Here is a 17,404-nt window from a genome sequence, read left to right as displayed (position 1 = left end):
ACAACGGGGACCCAGACGAATGAAATCCCAGGCTCGCGTGGTGGTGATCGGCGGCGGCGTCGTCGGCTGCAGCGTCCTTTATCACCTGACCCGGAGGGGCTGGACCGACGTGCTGCTGATCGAGCGCTCGGAGCTCACCTCCGGCTCGACCTGGCATGCGGCCGGCGGCTTCCACACGCTGAACGGCGACCCGAACGTCGCCAAGCTGCAGGCCTACACCGTCTCGCTCTACAAGGAGATCGAGGAGATTTCCGGCCAGTCCTGCGGGTTGCACCTGACCGGCGGCCTGCAGCTCGCCGACACGCGCGAGCGGCTCGACTGGCTGAAGATGGCCCATGCGCGCGGCCGCTATCTCGGCATGGAAACGGAGATCATCTCGGCGAAAGAGGCCAAGGAAGTCCTGCCGCTGATCGACGAGCGGCATTTCGTCGGCGCCATGTGGGACCCGATCGAGGGCCATCTCGACCCCTCCGGCACCACCCATGCCTATGCCAAGGCGGCGCGCAAGGCCGGCGCCGAGATCTCGCTGCGCAACCGCGTGGTGGAGCTCGCCCAGAAGCCGGATGGCACCTGGCTGGTCGTCACCGAACAGGGCACGGTGGAGGCCGAGCATGTGGTCAATGCCGGCGGCCTGTGGGCGCGCGAGGTCGGCCGCATGGTCGGGCTGGAACTCCCCGTCCTTGCCATGGAGCACCACTATCTGCTGACCGAAGACATGCCGGAGATCGCCGAGATCGTCGCCTCGACCGGCAAGGAGATGGTTCACGCCATCGACTTCTCCGGCGAGATCTATACCCGCCAGGAGCGCGGCGGCATGCTGCTCGGCACCTATGAGCGCGCGGCAACGCCCTGGAGCCCGCGCCAGACGCCCTGGGACTTCGGCCAGGAACTGCTGGCGCCGAATCTGGAGCGCATCGCCCCCTCGCTGGAGATCGGTTTCGAGCACTTCCCCGCGCTCAAGCACACCGGCATCAAGCAGTTCGTAAACGGCCCCTTCACCTTCTCCCCGGACGGCAATCCGCTGGTCGGCCCGGTGCGCGGCCTCACCAATTTCTGGTGCGCCTGCGCGGTCATGGCCGGCTTCAGCCAGGGCGGCGGCGTCGGCCTTGCCCTCTCCAACTGGATGGTCGACGGCGACCCCGGCTTCGACATCTGGGGCATGGACGTTGCCCGCTTCGGTCCCTGGGCGACCCTTGCCTATACCAATGCCAAGGTGCGCGAGAACTATTCCCGCCGCTTCCGCATCCGCTATCCCAACGAGGAACTGCCCGCCGCCCGTCCGCACCAGACGACGCCGCTCTACGACCGCATGCGCGCGCAAGGCGCGGTGATGGGCGACAGTTGGGCGCTGGAGACCCCGCTCTGGTTCGCGCCCGAAGGCACGGAGGCGCGCGACATCGTTTCCTTCCGCCGGTCCAACGACTTCGAGCACGTCAAGGCCGAGTGCCAGGCGCTGCGGAGCGGCGTCGGCATCACCGAGATCGCCAATTTCGCCAAGTACGAGATCGCAGGCAGCGGTGCCGAGGCCTTCCTCGACCGGATGATGACCAACCGCATGCCGGCACTCGGCCGCATGGTGCTGACGCCGATGCTGAACGAGACCGGCAAGCTGATCGGCGACTTCACCATCGCCCGCATCGCCGACGACCGCTTCCTGATGTGGGGCTCATCCCAAGCCGAGATCTACCACATGCGCTGGTTCGAGCGGCATCTGCCGCAGGACGGCTCGGTACGGGTGACGCCGATCAATCTCGGCTGGGTCGGCCTGTCGATCGCCGGGCCCAAGGCGCGCGACCTGCTGGCGCGCGTCACCGGCGACGACGTGTCGAACGACGCCTTCCCCTTCATGGCCAGCCGGGGGATGGACGTCGCCTCCGCCCCCTGCCATGTCAGCCGCATCAGCTATACCGGCGACCTCGGCTACGAGATCTGGATGGCGCCGCACTACGAACGGCGGGTCTATGACGCGCTGAAGGAGGCCGGCGTCGATCTCGGCCTGCGCGACTTCGGCATGCGCGCCCTGCTCTGCCTGCGGCTGGAAAAGAACTTCGGCACCTGGTTCCGCGAGTTCCGCCCGATCTACGGACCCTTTGAGGCCGATCTCGGCCGCTTCGTCGCGCTGAACAAGGGCGACTTCATCGGCCGCGAGGCCGCCATTCGGGAGAAGGAGAGCGGCGGCACGCTGCGCCGGGTGAGCTTCGTCGTCGAGGCGGGCGATGCCGACGTGATCGGCGACGAGCCGATCTGGCATGACGGAAAGGTCGTCGGCTGGATCACCTCCGGCGGCTACGGCCATTTCGTCGACGCCTCGCTGGCGCAAGGCTACCTGCCGAAGGACCTGGCGGCGCTCGGCCCGGACGGCGCCTTCGAGATCGAGATCATCGGCGAGCGGGTCAAGGCCCGCATCATCACGCAGCCGCTGTTCGACCCGCGCGCCGAGCGGATGCGCATGTAGCCGGCGCGGCGCTCAGCTTCCGGGATTCATCTCCCGGAAGCAGGCGATCACATGGCTGGCGAAGGCGTCGCTCGCCTTGCCGGCATTGCCCGCCTCCTTGAGGATCAGGTGGTAGTCGCCGATTTCCGGCAGGCCGTGGCGCGCGTCGAGCTTCTGCAGCGGCGGCGTGATGACGCTGGTCGGAAATGGGGCAATGGCGAGATCCGCCAGAAGAGCCGCTTCCTGTCCCGCGCTGTGAAAGCTCTGATAGGCGATCCGGTAGGGATGCTCGGCCTTGTCGAGGGCGATGCGCGCGGCCTTGCGCCACGGGCAGCCGGACACCGACAGCGCCAGCGGCAGCGGGTTGCGGCTATAGGCAACGCCCCCTTCCAGTCCCGCCCAGGCGAGCGGCTCGGTGTAGACGATCTCCCCGCCGCGGGCGAGATCGCTGTCGGGCCGGGCCGTGTAGAGGATCAGGTCGAGTTGGCCCTCCTTCAGCTTTTGCAGCAGCGGCGGACTGCCGTCGAGATGCACGTCGACATTGACCGCCGGATGCGAGCGCGCGAAGCGCGTCAGGATGTTGGGCAGGAATCGCGTGCCGAAATCGGACGGAGCCCCGAAGCGCACCTCGCCCTCGATGGAGGGCGAGCGGAACATCGCCACCGCCTCCTCGTTGAGCAGCAGGATGCGCCGCGCATACCCGAGCAGCGCCTCGCCCTCCGCAGTCATGCGGACACTGCGTCCCTCCCTTGCGAAAACCGCAGTGCCGAGCAGCGTCTCCAGCTTCTTCACCTGCATGGAGACGGCCGACGGCGTGCGCCCGATCACCTCGGAAGCCTTTGAAAAACTTCCGGTTTCGGCGATGACGAGGAAGGTCCGATAGAGGTCCGTCTCGATCAGCGGCGTGCCTTTTCCCGGCACCAGGTCCATGGTGTGGCCTCCCTGTCGTTCAGATCAATGAAATTGATCATATACATGAGTCCTTTTGGTTTGCCTGATAGCGCGAATACCACCATATCCCCGGTCAGAGCGGTATGACAGTTCGCCCGCGTGCGAACTGTCCGGCCGCCACGGCATCGCAACTTGAGCGCATGGAGAGCGCCATGTCCTATCTGACCAAGCTTCTCGGCACGGCCTTCGGCGCCACGGCGCGCGTCCATGCGCTGTCGGTCGCCGACACCGACCCGCGCACCCTCGCCGATCTCGGCATGTCGGGCGACGCGGCGAAGCAGGCCCGTTTCCAGTCGTTCCGCGCCGGCGAGCCCGGTGCCTCGAACGCTGCCCGCCTCGGACTGAACGGTCGCTGAGCACGCCTCCCCGCCGGCTTTCGACCGCATCGTCACCTGAAACGACAAACCGCCGAAGCTCACGCTTCGGCGGTTTTCGTTTGCGCAGAAGGCGTTGAAGCCAAGCTCAGAGGCGGCGGTTGACCAGGTTCTCCAGATATTCCTGGCGGCCCGAGACCGGGCGCGGATCGATCCCCTCGCGCTCGACGCGCGCGGCGATCTCCTCCAGCGTGCGCTCGCCCTTCAGCATGGCGGCGGCCTCCGGCGCCTGCCATCCGGCATAGCGCTTGGCCACCGCATCCGACAGGTCGCCCTTTTCCATGAGCTCGGCGGCGGCGAGAAGCCCGCGGGCGCAGGTGTCCATGCCGCCGATATGGCCATGGATCAGGTCGGCCGCATCCAGCGACTGGCGGCGGAGCTTGGCATCGAAGTTGAGGCCGCCGGTGGTGAAGCCGCCCGCCTTGAGGATGTAGTAGAGCGCCAGCGCCACTTCCGGTACGTTCATCGGGAACTGGTCGGTGTCCCAGCCGGACTGGTAGTCGTTGCGGTTCATGTCGATGGACCCGAAGATCCCAAGCGCGGAGGCGAGCGCCACCTCGTGCTCGAAGGAATGGCCGGCGAGCACCGCATGGCCGACTTCGATGTTCACCTTCACCTCCCTCTCCAGGCCATAGGCCTTGAGGAAGCCGTAGACGGTGGCGACGTCGAAATCGTACTGGTGCTTGGTCGGCTCCTGCGGCTTCGGCTCGATCAGGATCGCGCCCGGAAAGCCGATCTTGTGCTTGTAGTCGACGACCATCGACAGGAAGCGGCCCATCTGGTCGAGTTCGTGCCTGAGATCCGTGTTGAGCAGCGTCTCGTAGCCCTCACGCCCGCCCCACAGCACGTAGTTCTGGCCGCCGAGCTGGTGCGTCACGTCCATGCAGGCCTTCACCTGCCCGGCTGCGTAAGCGAAGACGTCCGGGTCCGGATTGGTCGCCGCGCCCGCCATGTAGCGACGATGCGAGAAGAGGTTGGCCGTGCCCCACAGGAGGCGCGTCTTCGAGCTCTCCATCTTGCGGGCGAAGACCTCCGCGATCTCCTGCAGATTGCGGTTGCTCTCGGCGAGCGTCGCGCCCTCCGGCACCGCATCCCGGTCGTGGAAACAGAAGAACGGCACGCCAAGCAGGTCGAACATCTCGAAGGCGACGTCGGCCTTCAGGCGCGCCATCTCCATCGTCTCGCCGAACCACGGCCGTTCGAAGGTCTGGCCGCCGAACGGATCGCCGCCCGGCCAGCAGAAGCTGTGCCAATAGGCGACGGCAAAGCGCAGATGTTCCTCCATCCGCTTGCCCAGCACGAGCCTGTCGGCGTCGTACCAGCGATAGGCAAAGGGATTTTCGCTCTCCGGCCCTTCGTAGCGGATGGCGGGAATGCCGTCGAAAAACGCAGTCATCGCAGAACCTCTTTCAGTGCCGGATAGAGGGCCCGGTAGCGGGCGAGCCCCTCTTCGTGGAAGGAACGCAAGGCCCCGTCTGGGCCGATGGAAAAGGCTGTCGGCGGCGGGGCGAAGCGATCCGCACCGCAAGCGCCGGTGGCCGCCGCCCGGCCGAGCCGCGCCGCGCCAAAGGCCGCGCCGAAATCGCCGTTGCCGGGCACGGCGATTTCGATGCCCAGCACACTCGCCAGGATCTCCAGCCAGTCGTGCGAACGGGCGCCGCCACCGATGGCGGTGGCCCGCTCGACGCGGGTCCCGGCGGCCGACAGCACGTCGAGGCAGTCGCGAAAGGCATAGGCAACGCCTTCCAGCACGGCGAGCGCGAGATCGGCCCGGTCGTGCGCCTGCGACAGGCCGACGAAGCTGCCGCGCGCCGAGGCGTCGTTGTGCGGCGTGCGCTCGCCGGACAGATAAGGCAGGAACAGCACCGGCTGCCCGTCCCGAGGCTGTTGCCGGCGGGTGGCTGCCTCGCGCTCGAGCGTCGCGACATCGCAGCCCGAAATCCGTGCCAGCCAGTTGAGGCTGTCGGTCGCCGACAGGATCACCCCCATCTGGTGCCAGGTGTCCGGCAGCGCATGGCAGAACGCATGAACCGCGCCGGCGGTGTTGGGCCGGAAGCGGTCGGTCGCAACGAACAGAACGCCGGACGTGCCGAGCGACAGAAAGGCCTCGCCCGGACGCACGGCGCCGATGCCGCAGGCACTGGCGGCATTGTCGCCGGCCCCGCCCGCCACCACCGGCGGCCGGGCAAAACCCCAGCGCGCGGCCAGTTCCGGCAGGATCGTGCCGGTCGCATCGGTGCCCTCGGCGAGGGTCGGCATGTTGGCGCGCGAAAGGCCGGTTGCGGCAAGCAGCTCGTCCGACCAGTCGCGGCGGGCGACATCAAGCCAGAGGGTGCCGGCGGCGTCCGACATGTCGGAGACGGCCGCCCCGGTCAGGCGCAGCCGGACATAGTCCTTCGGCAGCAGCACCAAGGCGGTTTTCGCAAAGATGTCGGGTTCGTGACGCGCGACCCATTCGAGCTTCGGCGCGGTGAAGCCGGGCATGACAAGATTGCCGCCGATGCCGCGAAAATCGGCCCGCGCGTCCAGCGCCCCGCACTCGGCTTCCGAGCGCCCGTCGTTCCACAGAATCGCAGGACGCAGCACCTGATGCGCGGCATCCAGCAAGGTCGCGCCATGCATCTGACCGGACAGGCCGAGGCCGGTGACGGCCGCCATTTCGGACGGATGGCTGCGGGCGAGTTCGTCGAGCGCTGCGACCACCGCATCCCACCAGGCATGCGGGTCCTGCTCCGACCAGCCGGGATGTGGCCGTGAGACGGTCAGAGAACTGGACGCGGAGGCAAGGATCGCGTCCGCCTCGTCCATGAGCACCGCCTTGACCCCGGACGTGCCGATGTCGATTCCCAGATACACGTTTCCTCCCGCGCCGCGTCGTGGCGGCTGTTCATATTATTTTCGATACCAAAATATACCATGACGCGGGGAAATAAAGAGGCTCGATGAAAACAGGCGGCGCGATTGCTCGCGCCGCCACGATATCGGGTCCTGCAAGGCCAACGATCAGGCAAGAACCGGCGCTGCGGCACGCGCCAGAGCCCGCTGCTCCGCGAAGGCCAGAACCGCCACCGCGACCGCCTGCACGCCGAGAAAGGCGTAGCCGAGCCCCGTCGGCGAGACGAGACCGAGGAGCGGCAGGGCGACGCTCGCCGCCACCCAAAGCCAGTTGCCGGCGACGACCACGAAAACGCCCGCCGCCGGGGGAGACGACGGCGCCGCGACCGCCAGCATGAAGACCGCGACCGGCAGCAGCACCAGCCCGGCATAGAACAGCAGGCCCTCGGGAAGGCCGAGCGGCGCGGCGAGCAGGCTGCCCGCGGCAAGCAGCAGGCCGCCCATGACGAAGCAGGTGACGGCGTCGAGACCGAGAAGGCCGCGCAGGGACAGGCGGTCGAAGATCTGCAACATGGGGACTCTCCTTGGCTGGCAGGCCGGCCTCATGCCGGGCTGGATGCCGAGAGAGAACCATCGCCAGGTCATCAAGGCGATTACCTCACAGGTCATTGAAGCCAGAAAAAATGCCGGGCACCATGCCGGCATGATGACCATCCGCTCGACCTTTCCCGATCTGCTGCGCCAATGGCGCAGTCGCCGCCGCCTCAGCCAGCTTGCGCTTGCCGCGGAGGCCGGCCTGTCGCAACGCCACCTCAGTTTCCTCGAATGCGGCAAGGCCCAGCCAAGCCGCGAGATGGCCCTGCGGCTGGCCGACCAACTCGCCCTGCCGCCGCGCGAACACAACGCGCTGCTGGCAGCCGCGGGGTTTTCGCCGCAGACGCAGGAGCGCGCGGCGGACCATCCGGACCTTGCCGCCGCGATGGAGGTGGTCGGACGCATCCTCGATGGCCACGCCCCTCACCCGGCTCTTGCCGTCGACCGCAACTGGAACCTGATACGCGCCAATGCGCCGGCGCTGGCCCTGCTCGAAGGCATCGCGCCGCACCTGCTCGTGCCCCCGGTCAACGTCTTGAGGGTCAGTCTCCACCCGGACGGCCTTGCCCCGCGCATCCGCAACTACCGCGAATGGCGCGCCCATCTGCTGGAGCGACTGGGGCAACAGGCCGACATGTCCGGCGATGCCGAGATTGCCGCGCTGGTCGAGGAACTGGGGGCCTATCCGGTGCCGACGGGCGCGAAGGCACAGCCGGTCGCGGCCCGCCACCGGCATGCCGGCATTGCCGTGCCGCTGGAATTGCTCGCCGGCGAGACGGTCCTGTCCTTTCTCAGCACGACGACGGTGTTCGGCACCGCGCTCGATATTTTCCTGTCGGAACTGGTGATCGAGAGCTTCTTCCCCGCCGACGCGGCGACGGCAGCGGCGATGACGGCGCTCAGCGCCAGCCTTGCCGACGAGGCCCCGGCCGGGTGATCAGTCGTCGGGGCCCGAGCGCATCCGCTTGATCGCCGAGCGCTGCTTCTTGGCAGCGAGCCTCCGCTCCTTGGAGGCCTTTGTCGGCCGCGTCGCCTTGCGCGGCTTGGGCCGCTCCAGCGCCTTGCGCACCAGCGCGGCGAGACGCTCCAGCGCATCCTGGCGGTTGCGCTCCTGGGTGCGGAACCGGTCGGCCTGGATGAGAATCTCGCCCGCCAGCGTCAGCCGGTTGCCGGCAAGGCGACCGAGCCGCTCCTTGACGTCCTCCGCGAGCGTCCGGTTGCCCGAAAGGTCGAACCGGAGTTGCACGGCGGTCGCGACCTTGTTGACGTTCTGCCCGCCAGGTCCCGAAGCGCGAATGAAGCTCTCCGACAGGTCGCCGGCCGGGATGCTTACCCCCGGCGCCACCTCCAGATCCATGTCCGCCACCGACGCCATCGCCGTCCTGTTCCGTTGTTCACGCTTTCGGAGGGCCGCTTGGAACGCCTCCGGTGCAATGCTATGTCGGTCGCCACGACCAGATATGAGGGGCGCCACCGTGACACCGGACCGCGACATCAAGCGACTGATCGAGATCATGGCCGCCCTGCGCACGCCCGGAACCGGCTGCCCCTGGGATCTGGAGCAGGACTTCGCCACGATCGCGCCTTACACGATCGAGGAAGCCTACGAGGTCGCCGACGCGATCCAGCGCGGCGACATGGTCGACCTGCGCGAGGAACTTGGCGACCTGCTCCTGCAGGTGGTCTATCACGCCCGCCTTTCCGAGGAACAGGGGGCTTTCGCCTTTCCCGATGTCGTCGAGGCGATCACCACCAAGATGATCCGCCGACATCCGCATGTCTTCGGCGACGACAATGCCCGCTCCGCCGGCATCGCCAAGGGCATGTGGGAGAAGATCAAGCAGCAGGAAAAGCTGGAGCGGGCCAGCGCCCGCGCCGCCGCCGGGCTGGGCGAGGAGCGCCGACGCTTCCTCGACGACGTTCCGGCGATCTTCCCTGCCCTGACCGAGGCCGAGAAGCTGCAGCGGCGCGCGGCGCGCGTCGGCTTCGATTGGGGCAGCGCGGGACCCGTTCTCGACAAGATCCGCGAGGAGACCGAGGAACTGGCGAGCGAAATTACGGCCGATGGCGAAATGCCCGACCGCGAGCGCATCGCCGGCGAGATCGGCGACCTGATCTTCGCCGTGACGAACCTCGCCCGGCATCTCGACATCGATCCGGAAGAGGCCTTGAAGCGCACCAACCGCAAGTTCCGCCGCCGCTTTGCGGCCATCGAGGACGCCGCGGAAGCAGACGGCCGCACCTTGGCCGACATGAGCCTCGACGAGATGGAAGCGGTCTGGCAGGCAGCGAAGTCGCAAGACGCGTGACGCCCGTCCAAGCGCCCCTCAGTCCGCCCCGTCCTCGTCGATCTCGGTGAAGGCACCGCGATAGCGGGTGGTGAACTCGCCCTTGCGCCGCTCTCCGACACGTACGCGAAGCGCGATGCCGTTCTCGCCCTCGATCCGCCGCAGCACGTCGGTGTTGCGATAAAGCCAGGCGAGCCCCTCGCCGTCCTCCGGCGCCAGCCGCATGTCATAGACGAGACTGTCTTCGGCAAGCCGCAGTTCCACCCGCGCCAAAAGATCCTCGACCCCCTCGCCGGTCACGGCAGAGACGGCAACGGGCCCCTCATCGATGCGGTTGGCGGCGAGCAAGGTCTGCCGGTGCTCGTCGGAGAGCTTGTCGACCTTGTTCCACACCTCGATCAGGCGACTGTTTTGCGCCTGTTCCAGCCCCAGCGCGTCGAGCGTCGTGGCAACGTCGGCGGCCTGCGCCTCGGTGTCCTCATGCGAGATGTCGCGCACGTGCAGGATCAGGTCCGCCTCGGTCACCTCCTCCAGCGTCGCGCGGAAGGCGGCGATGAGATGGGTCGGCAGGTCGGAGATGAAGCCCACCGTGTCGGACAAGATCACCTCGCGCCCATGCGGCAGCGTCACGCGCCGCAGCGTCGGATCGAGCGTCGCGAACAGGAGGTCCTTGGCGAAGACATCGGCCCGGGTCAGCCGGTTGAACAGCGTCGACTTGCCGGCATTGGTGTAGCCGACCAGCGCCACCACCGGCTGCGGCACCTTCTTGCGCTTGGCCCGGTGCAACTCGCGGGTGCGGGTGACCTGCTCGAGATCCTTTTCCAGCCGGTTGATCCGCTCCTGGATCAGCCGCCGGTCGGCCTCGATCTGGGTTTCGCCGGGTCCGCCGACGAAGCCGAGGCCGCCGCGCTGCCGCTCCAGATGGGTCCAGGAGCGCACCAGCCGGCTCTTCTGCCACTTGAGGTGGGCGAGTTCCACCTGCAGCGTGCCCTCCGCCGTGCTGGCGCGATCGCCGAAGATCTCGAGGATCAGGCCGGTGCGGTCGAGCACCTTGCAGTAGAGCGCCTTTTCCAGGTTGCGCTGCTGGATCGGCGTCAGCGGATGATCGACGACGACGAGTTCGATCTCCTCCGCCTTGACGATGGCGGCGAGCTCCTCGACCTTGCCGCTGCCGAACAGCGTGCCGGGCTTGGGAGTGGCAACGGTGACGATGCCGCTGGAGACGATCTCAAGGTCGATGGCGGCGGCAAGGCCGATCGCCTCCTCCAGCCGCGCCTCCGGCGTGCGCCGCAGTTGCGGGGCGCTCTCCCCGCGCAGCCGCCCGGTCAGTACGGGGACGATGACGGCAGCACGCGCACCGGCTGCCCCGCGCGGGCCCTCGAACGGGTTGTCCGGTTCCTGCGCGGGCTTGTCCTTGCGATTCGAGCGGGCTTGGTTCTTCAATCAGCCCGCCGCCTTGTCGCCAGCCTCGTCGGCCGGTTCGAACAGTTGCACCGGAGCATTCGGCATTACGGTCGAGATCGCGTGCTTGTAAACAAGTTGCGAGTGTCCGTCGCGGCGCAGAAGAACGCAGAAGTTGTCGAACCAGGTCACGACACCTTGCAACTTAACGCCGTTGATCAGGAAGATCGTCAGCGGTGTCTTCTGTTTGCGTACATGGTTGAGGAAAGTGTCCTGAAGGTTTTGAGCGCGGTCAGCCATGTTTTATTTTTTCCTGCATTCGTCTTGTCGTTTATTGGTGCGCCCAGCCGAAACAAAAACTGCCGCCATGCAGCCATGCTGCCCGCAGCATTGCGCCCGGCAGCCCCAGCGTCAAGAGCCCGGAGGAAGGCCCTTGGGCGCACCCTGGCACTCTAACGTATCCTGAGTGCCATTTCTGCTCGTTTATATGTCACGGACTGCCTCAAGTCACACCGCACTCGTTTCGGCGGTTTCGTGGAACATCCGGCGCAGCTCCCGGGTGATCTCGCCCGGATGACCATTGCCGATCGACTGGTCGTCGATCCGCACCACCGGCATGACCACCGTCGTTGCGGCCGTCATGAAGGCTTCCTTGGCGCCTTTCGCCTCGTCGAGGCTGAAGGCGCGTTCCTCGAAGGTGAGGCCGTTGCGCTCGATCATGTCGAGCACCACCTGCCGGGTGATCCCCTTGAGAATGCCGCTCGTGGCCGGCCGCGTCACCAGGCAGTTGTCCTTGGTGACGATCCAGGCATTGGTCGAACCACCTTCGGTGACCATGCCGTCGCGGTCGACGAACCAGGCCTCGCGGGCGCCCGCCTCCTTCGCCTTCTGCTTGGCCAGCACGTTGGGCAGCAGGCCGACGGTCTTGATGTCGACGCGCTCCCAGCGGTTCTCCGGCACGGAGATCACCGAAACGCCCTTTTCCGCCAGGGCAGCGGCCGCCGCCGGCTGCGACGACCGCGCCGTCACCACCAGCGCGGGCGCGACGGACGCCGGCGGGAAGACATGGTCGCGTCGCGAGACACCGCGCGTCACCTGCATGTAGACGAGCCCGTCACGCACCTTGTTGCGACGGACCACCTCGTGCAGCACCTGCGACAGCGCGGCGCGGCCCATCGGCATGCGGATAGACAATTCGCCGAGGGACCGCTCCAGCCGGTCGAGATGGCGCCGCTCGTCGACGAGATGGCCCTGCCAGATCTCGCAGACCTCATAGACGCCATCGGCGAACTGGTAGCCCCGGTCCTCGATGTGAACGGCAGCCTCCGCGTGGCGAACGTAACGCCCGTTCACATATGCGATACGGCTCATGCTTCCTCCAGTCGATTGCGGAACGCGGCGGCCCTGCCGCGTGTCAGAAGAATTCCAGGCTGACGCGGAACATCTGCTCGACCTGCCGCACCCGCTCCGCGATGGCGAACAGCACACAGCGGTCATGGGCGCGGATGATGGTCGAGCCGTCCGGCGTGATGACGGTGCCGTCCCGGAAGATCGCGCCGACTCGAATGCCGTCGGGCAGTTCGACCTCCCGCAAGGGCTTGCCGACGAGCGGCGAGGTTTCCAGGGCCTCGGCCTCGATCACCTCGGCCGCCCCGTTCTGCAGGGCATGCACGCCGCGGATACGACCGCGCCGCACATGCTGCAGGATCTTGGAGATCGTCACTTGCCTCGGATTGACGAAGGCGTCAATGCCGAGCGCATGGGCAAAGGTCGGATAGCTCGGATTGTTGAGCAGCGACAGGTTGCGCTTGCAGCCGAGCTTCTTGGCCATGACGCAGGAGAGGATATTGACCTCGTCCTCATTGGTCAGCGCGATCAAGGTGTCCGCGTCCTGGATATCGGCTTCCTTGAGGATCGACTGGTCGAGCGCGCTGCCATGCAGGATCACCGCGCGCTTCAACGTATCGGCGATGCTGAGGGCGCGCTCGCGCGAGTTCTCGATGATCTTGACCTTGGCCGCCGACTGGCGCTGCTCCAGCATGCGCGCCACGTAATGGCCGATATTGCCGCCGCCGGCGATGACGACGCGGCTTGCCTCGGGCTCCTCGTGGCCGAAGATCGCCAGCGTCCGGCGCACCTGGTCGCGGCGCGCGACCACATAGACGAGATCGTCAACCAGCAGGGAATCGGAGCTCTTCGGAACGAACAGATGGTTGCCGCGAAAGACGCCGCTGACCACGGCCCCGAGATCGGGAAAAAGCTCGGTGAGCTGCCGCAGCGGCGTGTTCACCACCGGACAGTCCTCCCGGCAGATCACGCCGACCACCACGACCTGATCGTCGGCGAAGCGTACGGTCTCCACGGCGCCGGGCAGCGCGAGGCGCCGCAACACCATCTCGCCGACCTCGATTTCCGGCGAGATGATCACATCGATGGGCATGTTGTCGCGGGAGAACAGGTCGCTCCAATGCGGCTTCAGATAGCTCTGCGCGCGCACCCGCGCCACCTTGGTCGGCACCTTGAACAGGGAATGGGCGACCTGGCAGGCGACCATGTTGACTTCGTCATAAAGCGTGACGGCGATCAGCATGTCGGCCTGGTCGGCGCCAGCCTGCGCCAGCACGTCCGGATGCGCGCCATGGCCGACGAAGCCGCGCACGTCGAGCGTGTCGCGGATCGCGTTGATCAGGCGCGGCGAGGAATCGATGACCGAGACGTCGTTCTGCTCGGCCGCGAGCTTTTCGGCAATGCCGTACCCAACCTGGCCGGCCCCGCAAATCACCACTCTCATCGGATCCAGGTCCCTTCAAGGAAGTCTGGCCAGCCGGCGACCCGTCACGTCGTCGAACCCGGCAGTTCGCGTCTGGCATTTGAGCGCGCGTCCGGCCTGCCAGCGAGACTCACATGTCAAATCCGCTCCGCTAGGACAAGCCGAGCGACTTCAGTTTCCGATGCAGGGCGGACCGTTCCATGCCCACAAACTCGGCCGTCCGCGACACGTTGCCGCCGAACCGCTTGATCTGGGCCTGAAGATAGTCCCGCTCGAACATCTCGCGCGCATCCCGCAGCGGCAGGGCCATCAGGTGCTCGCCGCCGCCATTGGTCGGCAGGCTCGGCACATCCGCGCCGATCTCACCGGGCAGCAGGTCGGCGGTGATCACCGCCTCCGGATCGCCGCGGGTGAGGATCATCAGCCGCTCGACATTGTTGCGCAACTGCCGCACGTTGCCGGGCCAGTCATGCGCCTGCAGCACCGCCATCGCATCCTCGCCGATCTTGCGGATCGGCAGGCCGGACGCCACCGAGATCTGCTCCATGAAGAAGCGGACCAGGTCGGGAATGTCGTCGCGCCTATCCGCCAGCGGCGGCACCTGAAGCGGCACCACGCCGAGCCGGTGAAACAGGTCCTCGCGGAACCGCGCCTCGGAGATCTCGCTCTCCAGGTTGCGCGCGCTCGAGGACAGGATGCGGATGTCGACGCTCACCTTGCCGACGCCGCCGACGCGGGTGAAGGTCTGGTCGACCAGCACCCGCAGGATCTTGCCCTGGGTCTCGTAGGGCATGTCGGCGACTTCGTCGATATAGAGCGTGCCGCCGTGGGCCTCCTCCATCGCGCCGACCTTGCGGATGCGACCGTCGGCATCCTCAATGCCGAACAGCTCCTCCTCCATCCGCTCGGGGGTGATCGTCGCCGCGTTGATCACCACGAAGGGATTGCGCGCGCGCTGCGACATGGCGTGGATGGTTCGCGCGGCCAGTTCCTTGCCCGCACCCGACGGGCCGATGATCAGCACACGGCTGTTGGTCGGCGCGACGCGCTCGATCGTGTGACGCAGGTTGTTCATAGCGCTGCTGGCGCCGAGCAGTTCCGGCGCGTCGCCGCTGCGCTGGCGCAACTGCTTGATCTCGCGCTTCAGCGAGGAAGCCTCCAGCGCCCGCTCGGTGATCAGCACCAGCCGGTCGGCCTTGAACGGCTTCTCGATATAGTCGTAGGCGCCGCGTTTGATCGCCGACACCGCCGTCTCGATGTTGCCATGGCCGGAGATGATCACCACCGGCAGGTCCGGGTCCTGGGCCTTGATCGCGTCCAGCAGTTCCAGCCCGTCAAGGCGGCTGCCCTGGAGCCAGATGTCCAGCACGACCATGGAGGGCCGCCGCTCCTTGATCGCAGCAAGCGCACTGTCGCTGTCGCCGGCCGTGCGTGTCTTGTAGCCCTCGTCATCGAGGATGCCGGCGATGAGGTCGCGAATATCGGCCTCATCGTCGACGATCAGGATATCATACGCCATCTGTAGCAACCGTCTCCGGGGTCACGGACGCCTCGCCTGTGTCTGACGGAAGATCCGCCGTGTTTCGGGCCATCGTCAGGCGGACCATGGCCCCTCGCCCGCCTCCGATGGAATCCTCTCGCTCCGGCGCATCGAGAAGCTCGATGCCGCCGCCATGCTCTTCCATGATCTTCTTGACGATCGCGAGGCCGAGACCGGTCCCCTTCTCGCGGGTCGTCATGTAAGGCTCCAGCAGCCGCTGCCGGTTCTCCACCGGCAGGCCGATGCCGTTGTCCACCACCTCGACGGTGATGCGATCGTCGCTCTGGGTGATCGTCACGTCGATGCGGCCCTTGCCGGCGGTTCCGGCCGGCAAGGCCGTCACCGATTCCGTCGCATTCTTGATGACGTTGGTCAGCGCCTGGCCGACGAGCCGCTGGTCGAACCGCGCCTTCACCGCCACTTCCGGCAGGTTGGTCCGGATCGAAATGTCGGGATTCGCCACGCTCTGCAGGAATGCGGCCTCGCGCACGGTCGTGCGCAAATCGCTCGTGCTCATGGTCGGCTTCGGCATGCGCGCAAAGGACGAGAACTCGTCGACCATGCGGCCGATGTCCCCGACCTGGCGGATGATCGTGTCGATGCACTGGTCGAAGACCGTGCGGTCGTCATCGGTGATCGTCTTGCCGTAGCGCCGACGGATGCGCTCCGCCGAGAGCTGGATCGGCGTCAGCGGGTTCTTGATCTCGTGAGCGATGCGGCGGGCGACGTCGGCCCAGGCGGAGGTGCGCTGGGCCGTCACCAGATCGGTGATGTCGTCCAGCGTCACCACGAAGCCGTGTTCGCGGCGCGTCGACTGCTCGCTGGTCGCGCGCACATTGACGGTGCGTTCGCGCCCGTGCCGGTGCAGCGACACCTGGGTCTCGGTCATCCGGTCGTCGGCACGGCCCAGCACATCCTCGACGATGGAGGCGAGTTCCGGCACGGCACGGCCGAGCGGTTCGTCGAGCAGCGCGCTCTCGCTGACATCCAGCAAGGACAGCGCCGAGCGGTTGACCAGCGTGATCCGGCCGGTGTCGTCGATGCCGATGACGCCGGCGGTAACGCCGGACAACACCGCCTCGGTGAACCGGCGGCGGCGGTCGATCTGGTCGTTCGCCGCCAGCAGCGCGTCGCGCTGGCCGCGAAGCTGCGCCGTCATGTTGTTGAAGGTGGCGCCGAGATTGGCAAGGTCGCCCGCCGACTTGTCGGTTTCCACCTGGACGTAGAGATTGCCCTTCGAGACCTGATCGGCGGCGCCGATGAGCCGGCGGATCGGTGCCACCAGCATGTTGGCGAAGCCGAAGCCGATCCAGATCGAGGACAGCAGCAGCACCAGGGTGACGCCGGTATAGACCAGCGCGAAGGCAACCTGGACGCCGAAGCGGCTCTGCTCCATGCGCGTGTACTGGCTGGCGCCGTCCTCGGCGAGCCGCATGTAGTCGACCACGCGCTTGTCCATCGGGCGGGTGACATAGAGATACATGTCCTCATAGGCGGAGAGCCTCATGACGCCGCCGACGAGATTGGAAACACCCGGCGCGATCAGAACCGGCTCGCCGCCCTTGGCCTGCTCGAACGCCTCCACCGGCGGCAGCAGCACCTCGACGTCCGGACTGATCACGACGCGGGTGATCACGGTGCCGTCCGGCTTCATCAGGAAGGCGCCGCCAAGCGCGCGCAGCGTCGTCTGCGTCTGGAAGAAGCTGTCGAACCGCGTCGGCTCGAAGTCGTAGACCGCCTTGGCCCGGTCGATATCGCTGGCCATGGCGATGAGATCGCCGCGCAGCACCCGGGCATGCTCCTGCAGATAGGCCTGCGCCACCGTCAGGGCGTTGTCGATGATCAGCCGCGTGCGGTCCTCGAACCAGCGGTCGAGCCCGCGATCCAGCGTGATCGTCGCGAGAATCGCAACCAGAACCGCCGGAACCGCCGCAACGACGCTGAACAGGGTGACGATGCGCCCATGCAGGCGCGCGGCCGCCCGCCCTCGCCTGCGTGCCTGCAGCAGGGCCGCGAATTCCAGGCCGATCAACAGCAGCAGGACCGCAACCAGCACGCCGTTGATCACCATTGCCGCCTGGGCGACGGGACCGTCCGGCGCAATCGGCGTCACGCCCATCAGCACGAAGAAGGTCAGCGTGATGGAGATCAGCGAAACGATGACCAGCACGAGGCCGATCCGGCGCACGCGCAATCCGCTCCGGCTCTGGTCGGAGG

General features: G+C 67.0%; 15 protein-coding genes. 4 read left to right on the top strand and 11 right to left on the bottom strand.

From position 1 onward, the window contains the following. Positions 1-19 precede the first annotated feature (19 nt). Positions 20-2,455, top strand: coding sequence for an FAD-dependent oxidoreductase (locus TSB10GB4_RS07365; protein ID WP_186395190.1), 2,436 nt, complete (start codon positions 20-22; stop codon positions 2,453-2,455). Positions 2,456-2,467: 12 nt separating this feature from the next. Here the strand turns inward: TSB10GB4_RS07365 and TSB10GB4_RS07360 are convergent, their stop codons facing one another. Beyond that, entirely contained in the window at positions 2,468-3,364 is an 897-nt protein-coding gene (locus tag TSB10GB4_RS07360) for a LysR substrate-binding domain-containing protein (protein ID WP_186388026.1), read from the bottom strand. 173 nt (positions 3,365-3,537) lie between these two features. Here TSB10GB4_RS07360 and TSB10GB4_RS07355 point away from each other — a divergent pair, with 173 nt between their 5' ends. Continuing rightward, positions 3,538-3,741: a hypothetical protein gene (locus TSB10GB4_RS07355; RefSeq protein ID WP_186395189.1), complete on the top strand. Its 204-nt coding sequence runs from the start codon at positions 3,538-3,540 to the stop codon at positions 3,739-3,741. Between the two features lie 106 nt (positions 3,742-3,847). Here TSB10GB4_RS07355 and xylA read toward each other — a convergent pair whose 3' ends face one another. From xylA to TSB10GB4_RS07340, 3 genes are all read right to left on the bottom strand, one after another. Next, positions 3,848-5,155, bottom strand: coding sequence for a xylose isomerase (gene xylA / locus TSB10GB4_RS07350; protein WP_186395188.1), 1,308 nt, complete (start codon positions 5,153-5,155; stop codon positions 3,848-3,850). Then, positions 5,152-6,615 carry a xylulokinase gene (xylB, locus tag TSB10GB4_RS07345; protein ID WP_186395187.1) on the bottom strand — a complete coding sequence of 488 codons (1,464 nt, stop codon included), beginning with the start codon at positions 6,613-6,615 and terminating at the stop codon, positions 5,152-5,154. The genes xylA and xylB overlap by 4 nt, the downstream gene beginning before the upstream one ends. A gap of 147 nt (positions 6,616-6,762) precedes the next feature. Then, the gene (locus tag TSB10GB4_RS07340) at positions 6,763-7,167 is read right to left on the bottom strand and encodes a hypothetical protein (protein WP_186395186.1); all 405 of its coding nucleotides are present in this window, start codon (positions 7,165-7,167) and stop codon (positions 6,763-6,765) included. Between TSB10GB4_RS07340 and TSB10GB4_RS07335 the strand changes: the two genes are divergently transcribed. Next, a complete protein-coding gene (locus tag TSB10GB4_RS07335) occupies positions 7,166-8,125 on the top strand; it encodes a helix-turn-helix domain-containing protein (RefSeq protein WP_371328871.1) in 960 nt (319 codons plus the stop codon). The genes TSB10GB4_RS07340 and TSB10GB4_RS07335 overlap by 2 nt on opposite strands. On the opposite strand, the gene arfB is transcribed toward TSB10GB4_RS07335, so the two are convergent. Beyond that, on the bottom strand, positions 8,126-8,545 hold the full coding sequence (gene arfB / locus TSB10GB4_RS07330) for an alternative ribosome rescue aminoacyl-tRNA hydrolase ArfB (RefSeq protein ID WP_186395199.1): 420 nt from the start codon (positions 8,543-8,545) through the stop codon (positions 8,126-8,128). Positions 8,546-8,663: 118 nt separating this feature from the next. Between arfB and mazG the strand changes: the two genes are divergently transcribed. Beyond that, on the top strand, positions 8,664-9,497 hold the full coding sequence (gene mazG / locus TSB10GB4_RS07325; protein ID WP_186395185.1) for a nucleoside triphosphate pyrophosphohydrolase: 834 nt from the start codon (positions 8,664-8,666) through the stop codon (positions 9,495-9,497). Positions 9,498-9,515: 18 nt separating this feature from the next. Here the strand turns inward: mazG and hflX are convergent, their stop codons facing one another. The 6 genes from hflX to TSB10GB4_RS07295 all read right to left on the bottom strand — a co-directional run bounded on the left by hflX (position 9,516) and on the right by TSB10GB4_RS07295 (position 17,375). Then, the gene (hflX, locus tag TSB10GB4_RS07320; protein WP_186395184.1) at positions 9,516-10,919 is read right to left on the bottom strand and encodes a GTPase HflX; all 1,404 of its coding nucleotides are present in this window, start codon (positions 10,917-10,919) and stop codon (positions 9,516-9,518) included. After that, on the bottom strand, positions 10,920-11,177 hold the full coding sequence (gene hfq, locus TSB10GB4_RS07315; protein ID WP_186388019.1) for an RNA chaperone Hfq: 258 nt from the start codon (positions 11,175-11,177) through the stop codon (positions 10,920-10,922). Between the two features lie 207 nt (positions 11,178-11,384). Beyond that, the gene (locus TSB10GB4_RS07310) at positions 11,385-12,248 is read right to left on the bottom strand and encodes a D-amino-acid transaminase (RefSeq protein WP_186395183.1); all 864 of its coding nucleotides are present in this window, start codon (positions 12,246-12,248) and stop codon (positions 11,385-11,387) included. 43 nt (positions 12,249-12,291) lie between these two features. Then, positions 12,292-13,668, bottom strand: coding sequence for a Trk system potassium transporter TrkA (gene trkA / locus TSB10GB4_RS07305; protein WP_186388017.1), 1,377 nt, complete (start codon positions 13,666-13,668; stop codon positions 12,292-12,294). 130 nt (positions 13,669-13,798) lie between these two features. Next, a complete protein-coding gene (locus TSB10GB4_RS07300; protein ID WP_186395182.1) occupies positions 13,799-15,166 on the bottom strand; it encodes a sigma-54 dependent transcriptional regulator in 1,368 nt (455 codons plus the stop codon). Next, positions 15,156-17,375, bottom strand: a complete 2,220-nt coding sequence (locus TSB10GB4_RS07295; protein WP_244293080.1) for a PAS domain-containing sensor histidine kinase — start codon at positions 17,373-17,375, stop codon at positions 15,156-15,158. The genes TSB10GB4_RS07300 and TSB10GB4_RS07295 overlap by 11 nt, the downstream gene beginning before the upstream one ends. Between the last annotated feature and the right edge of the window lie 29 nt (positions 17,376-17,404).

It is taken from the genome of Stappia sp. TSB10GB4 (assembly GCF_900185745.1).
GTDB lineage: Bacteria > Pseudomonadota > Alphaproteobacteria > Rhizobiales > Stappiaceae > Stappia.
This window is presented reverse-complemented; position numbering and strand designations above follow the sequence as displayed.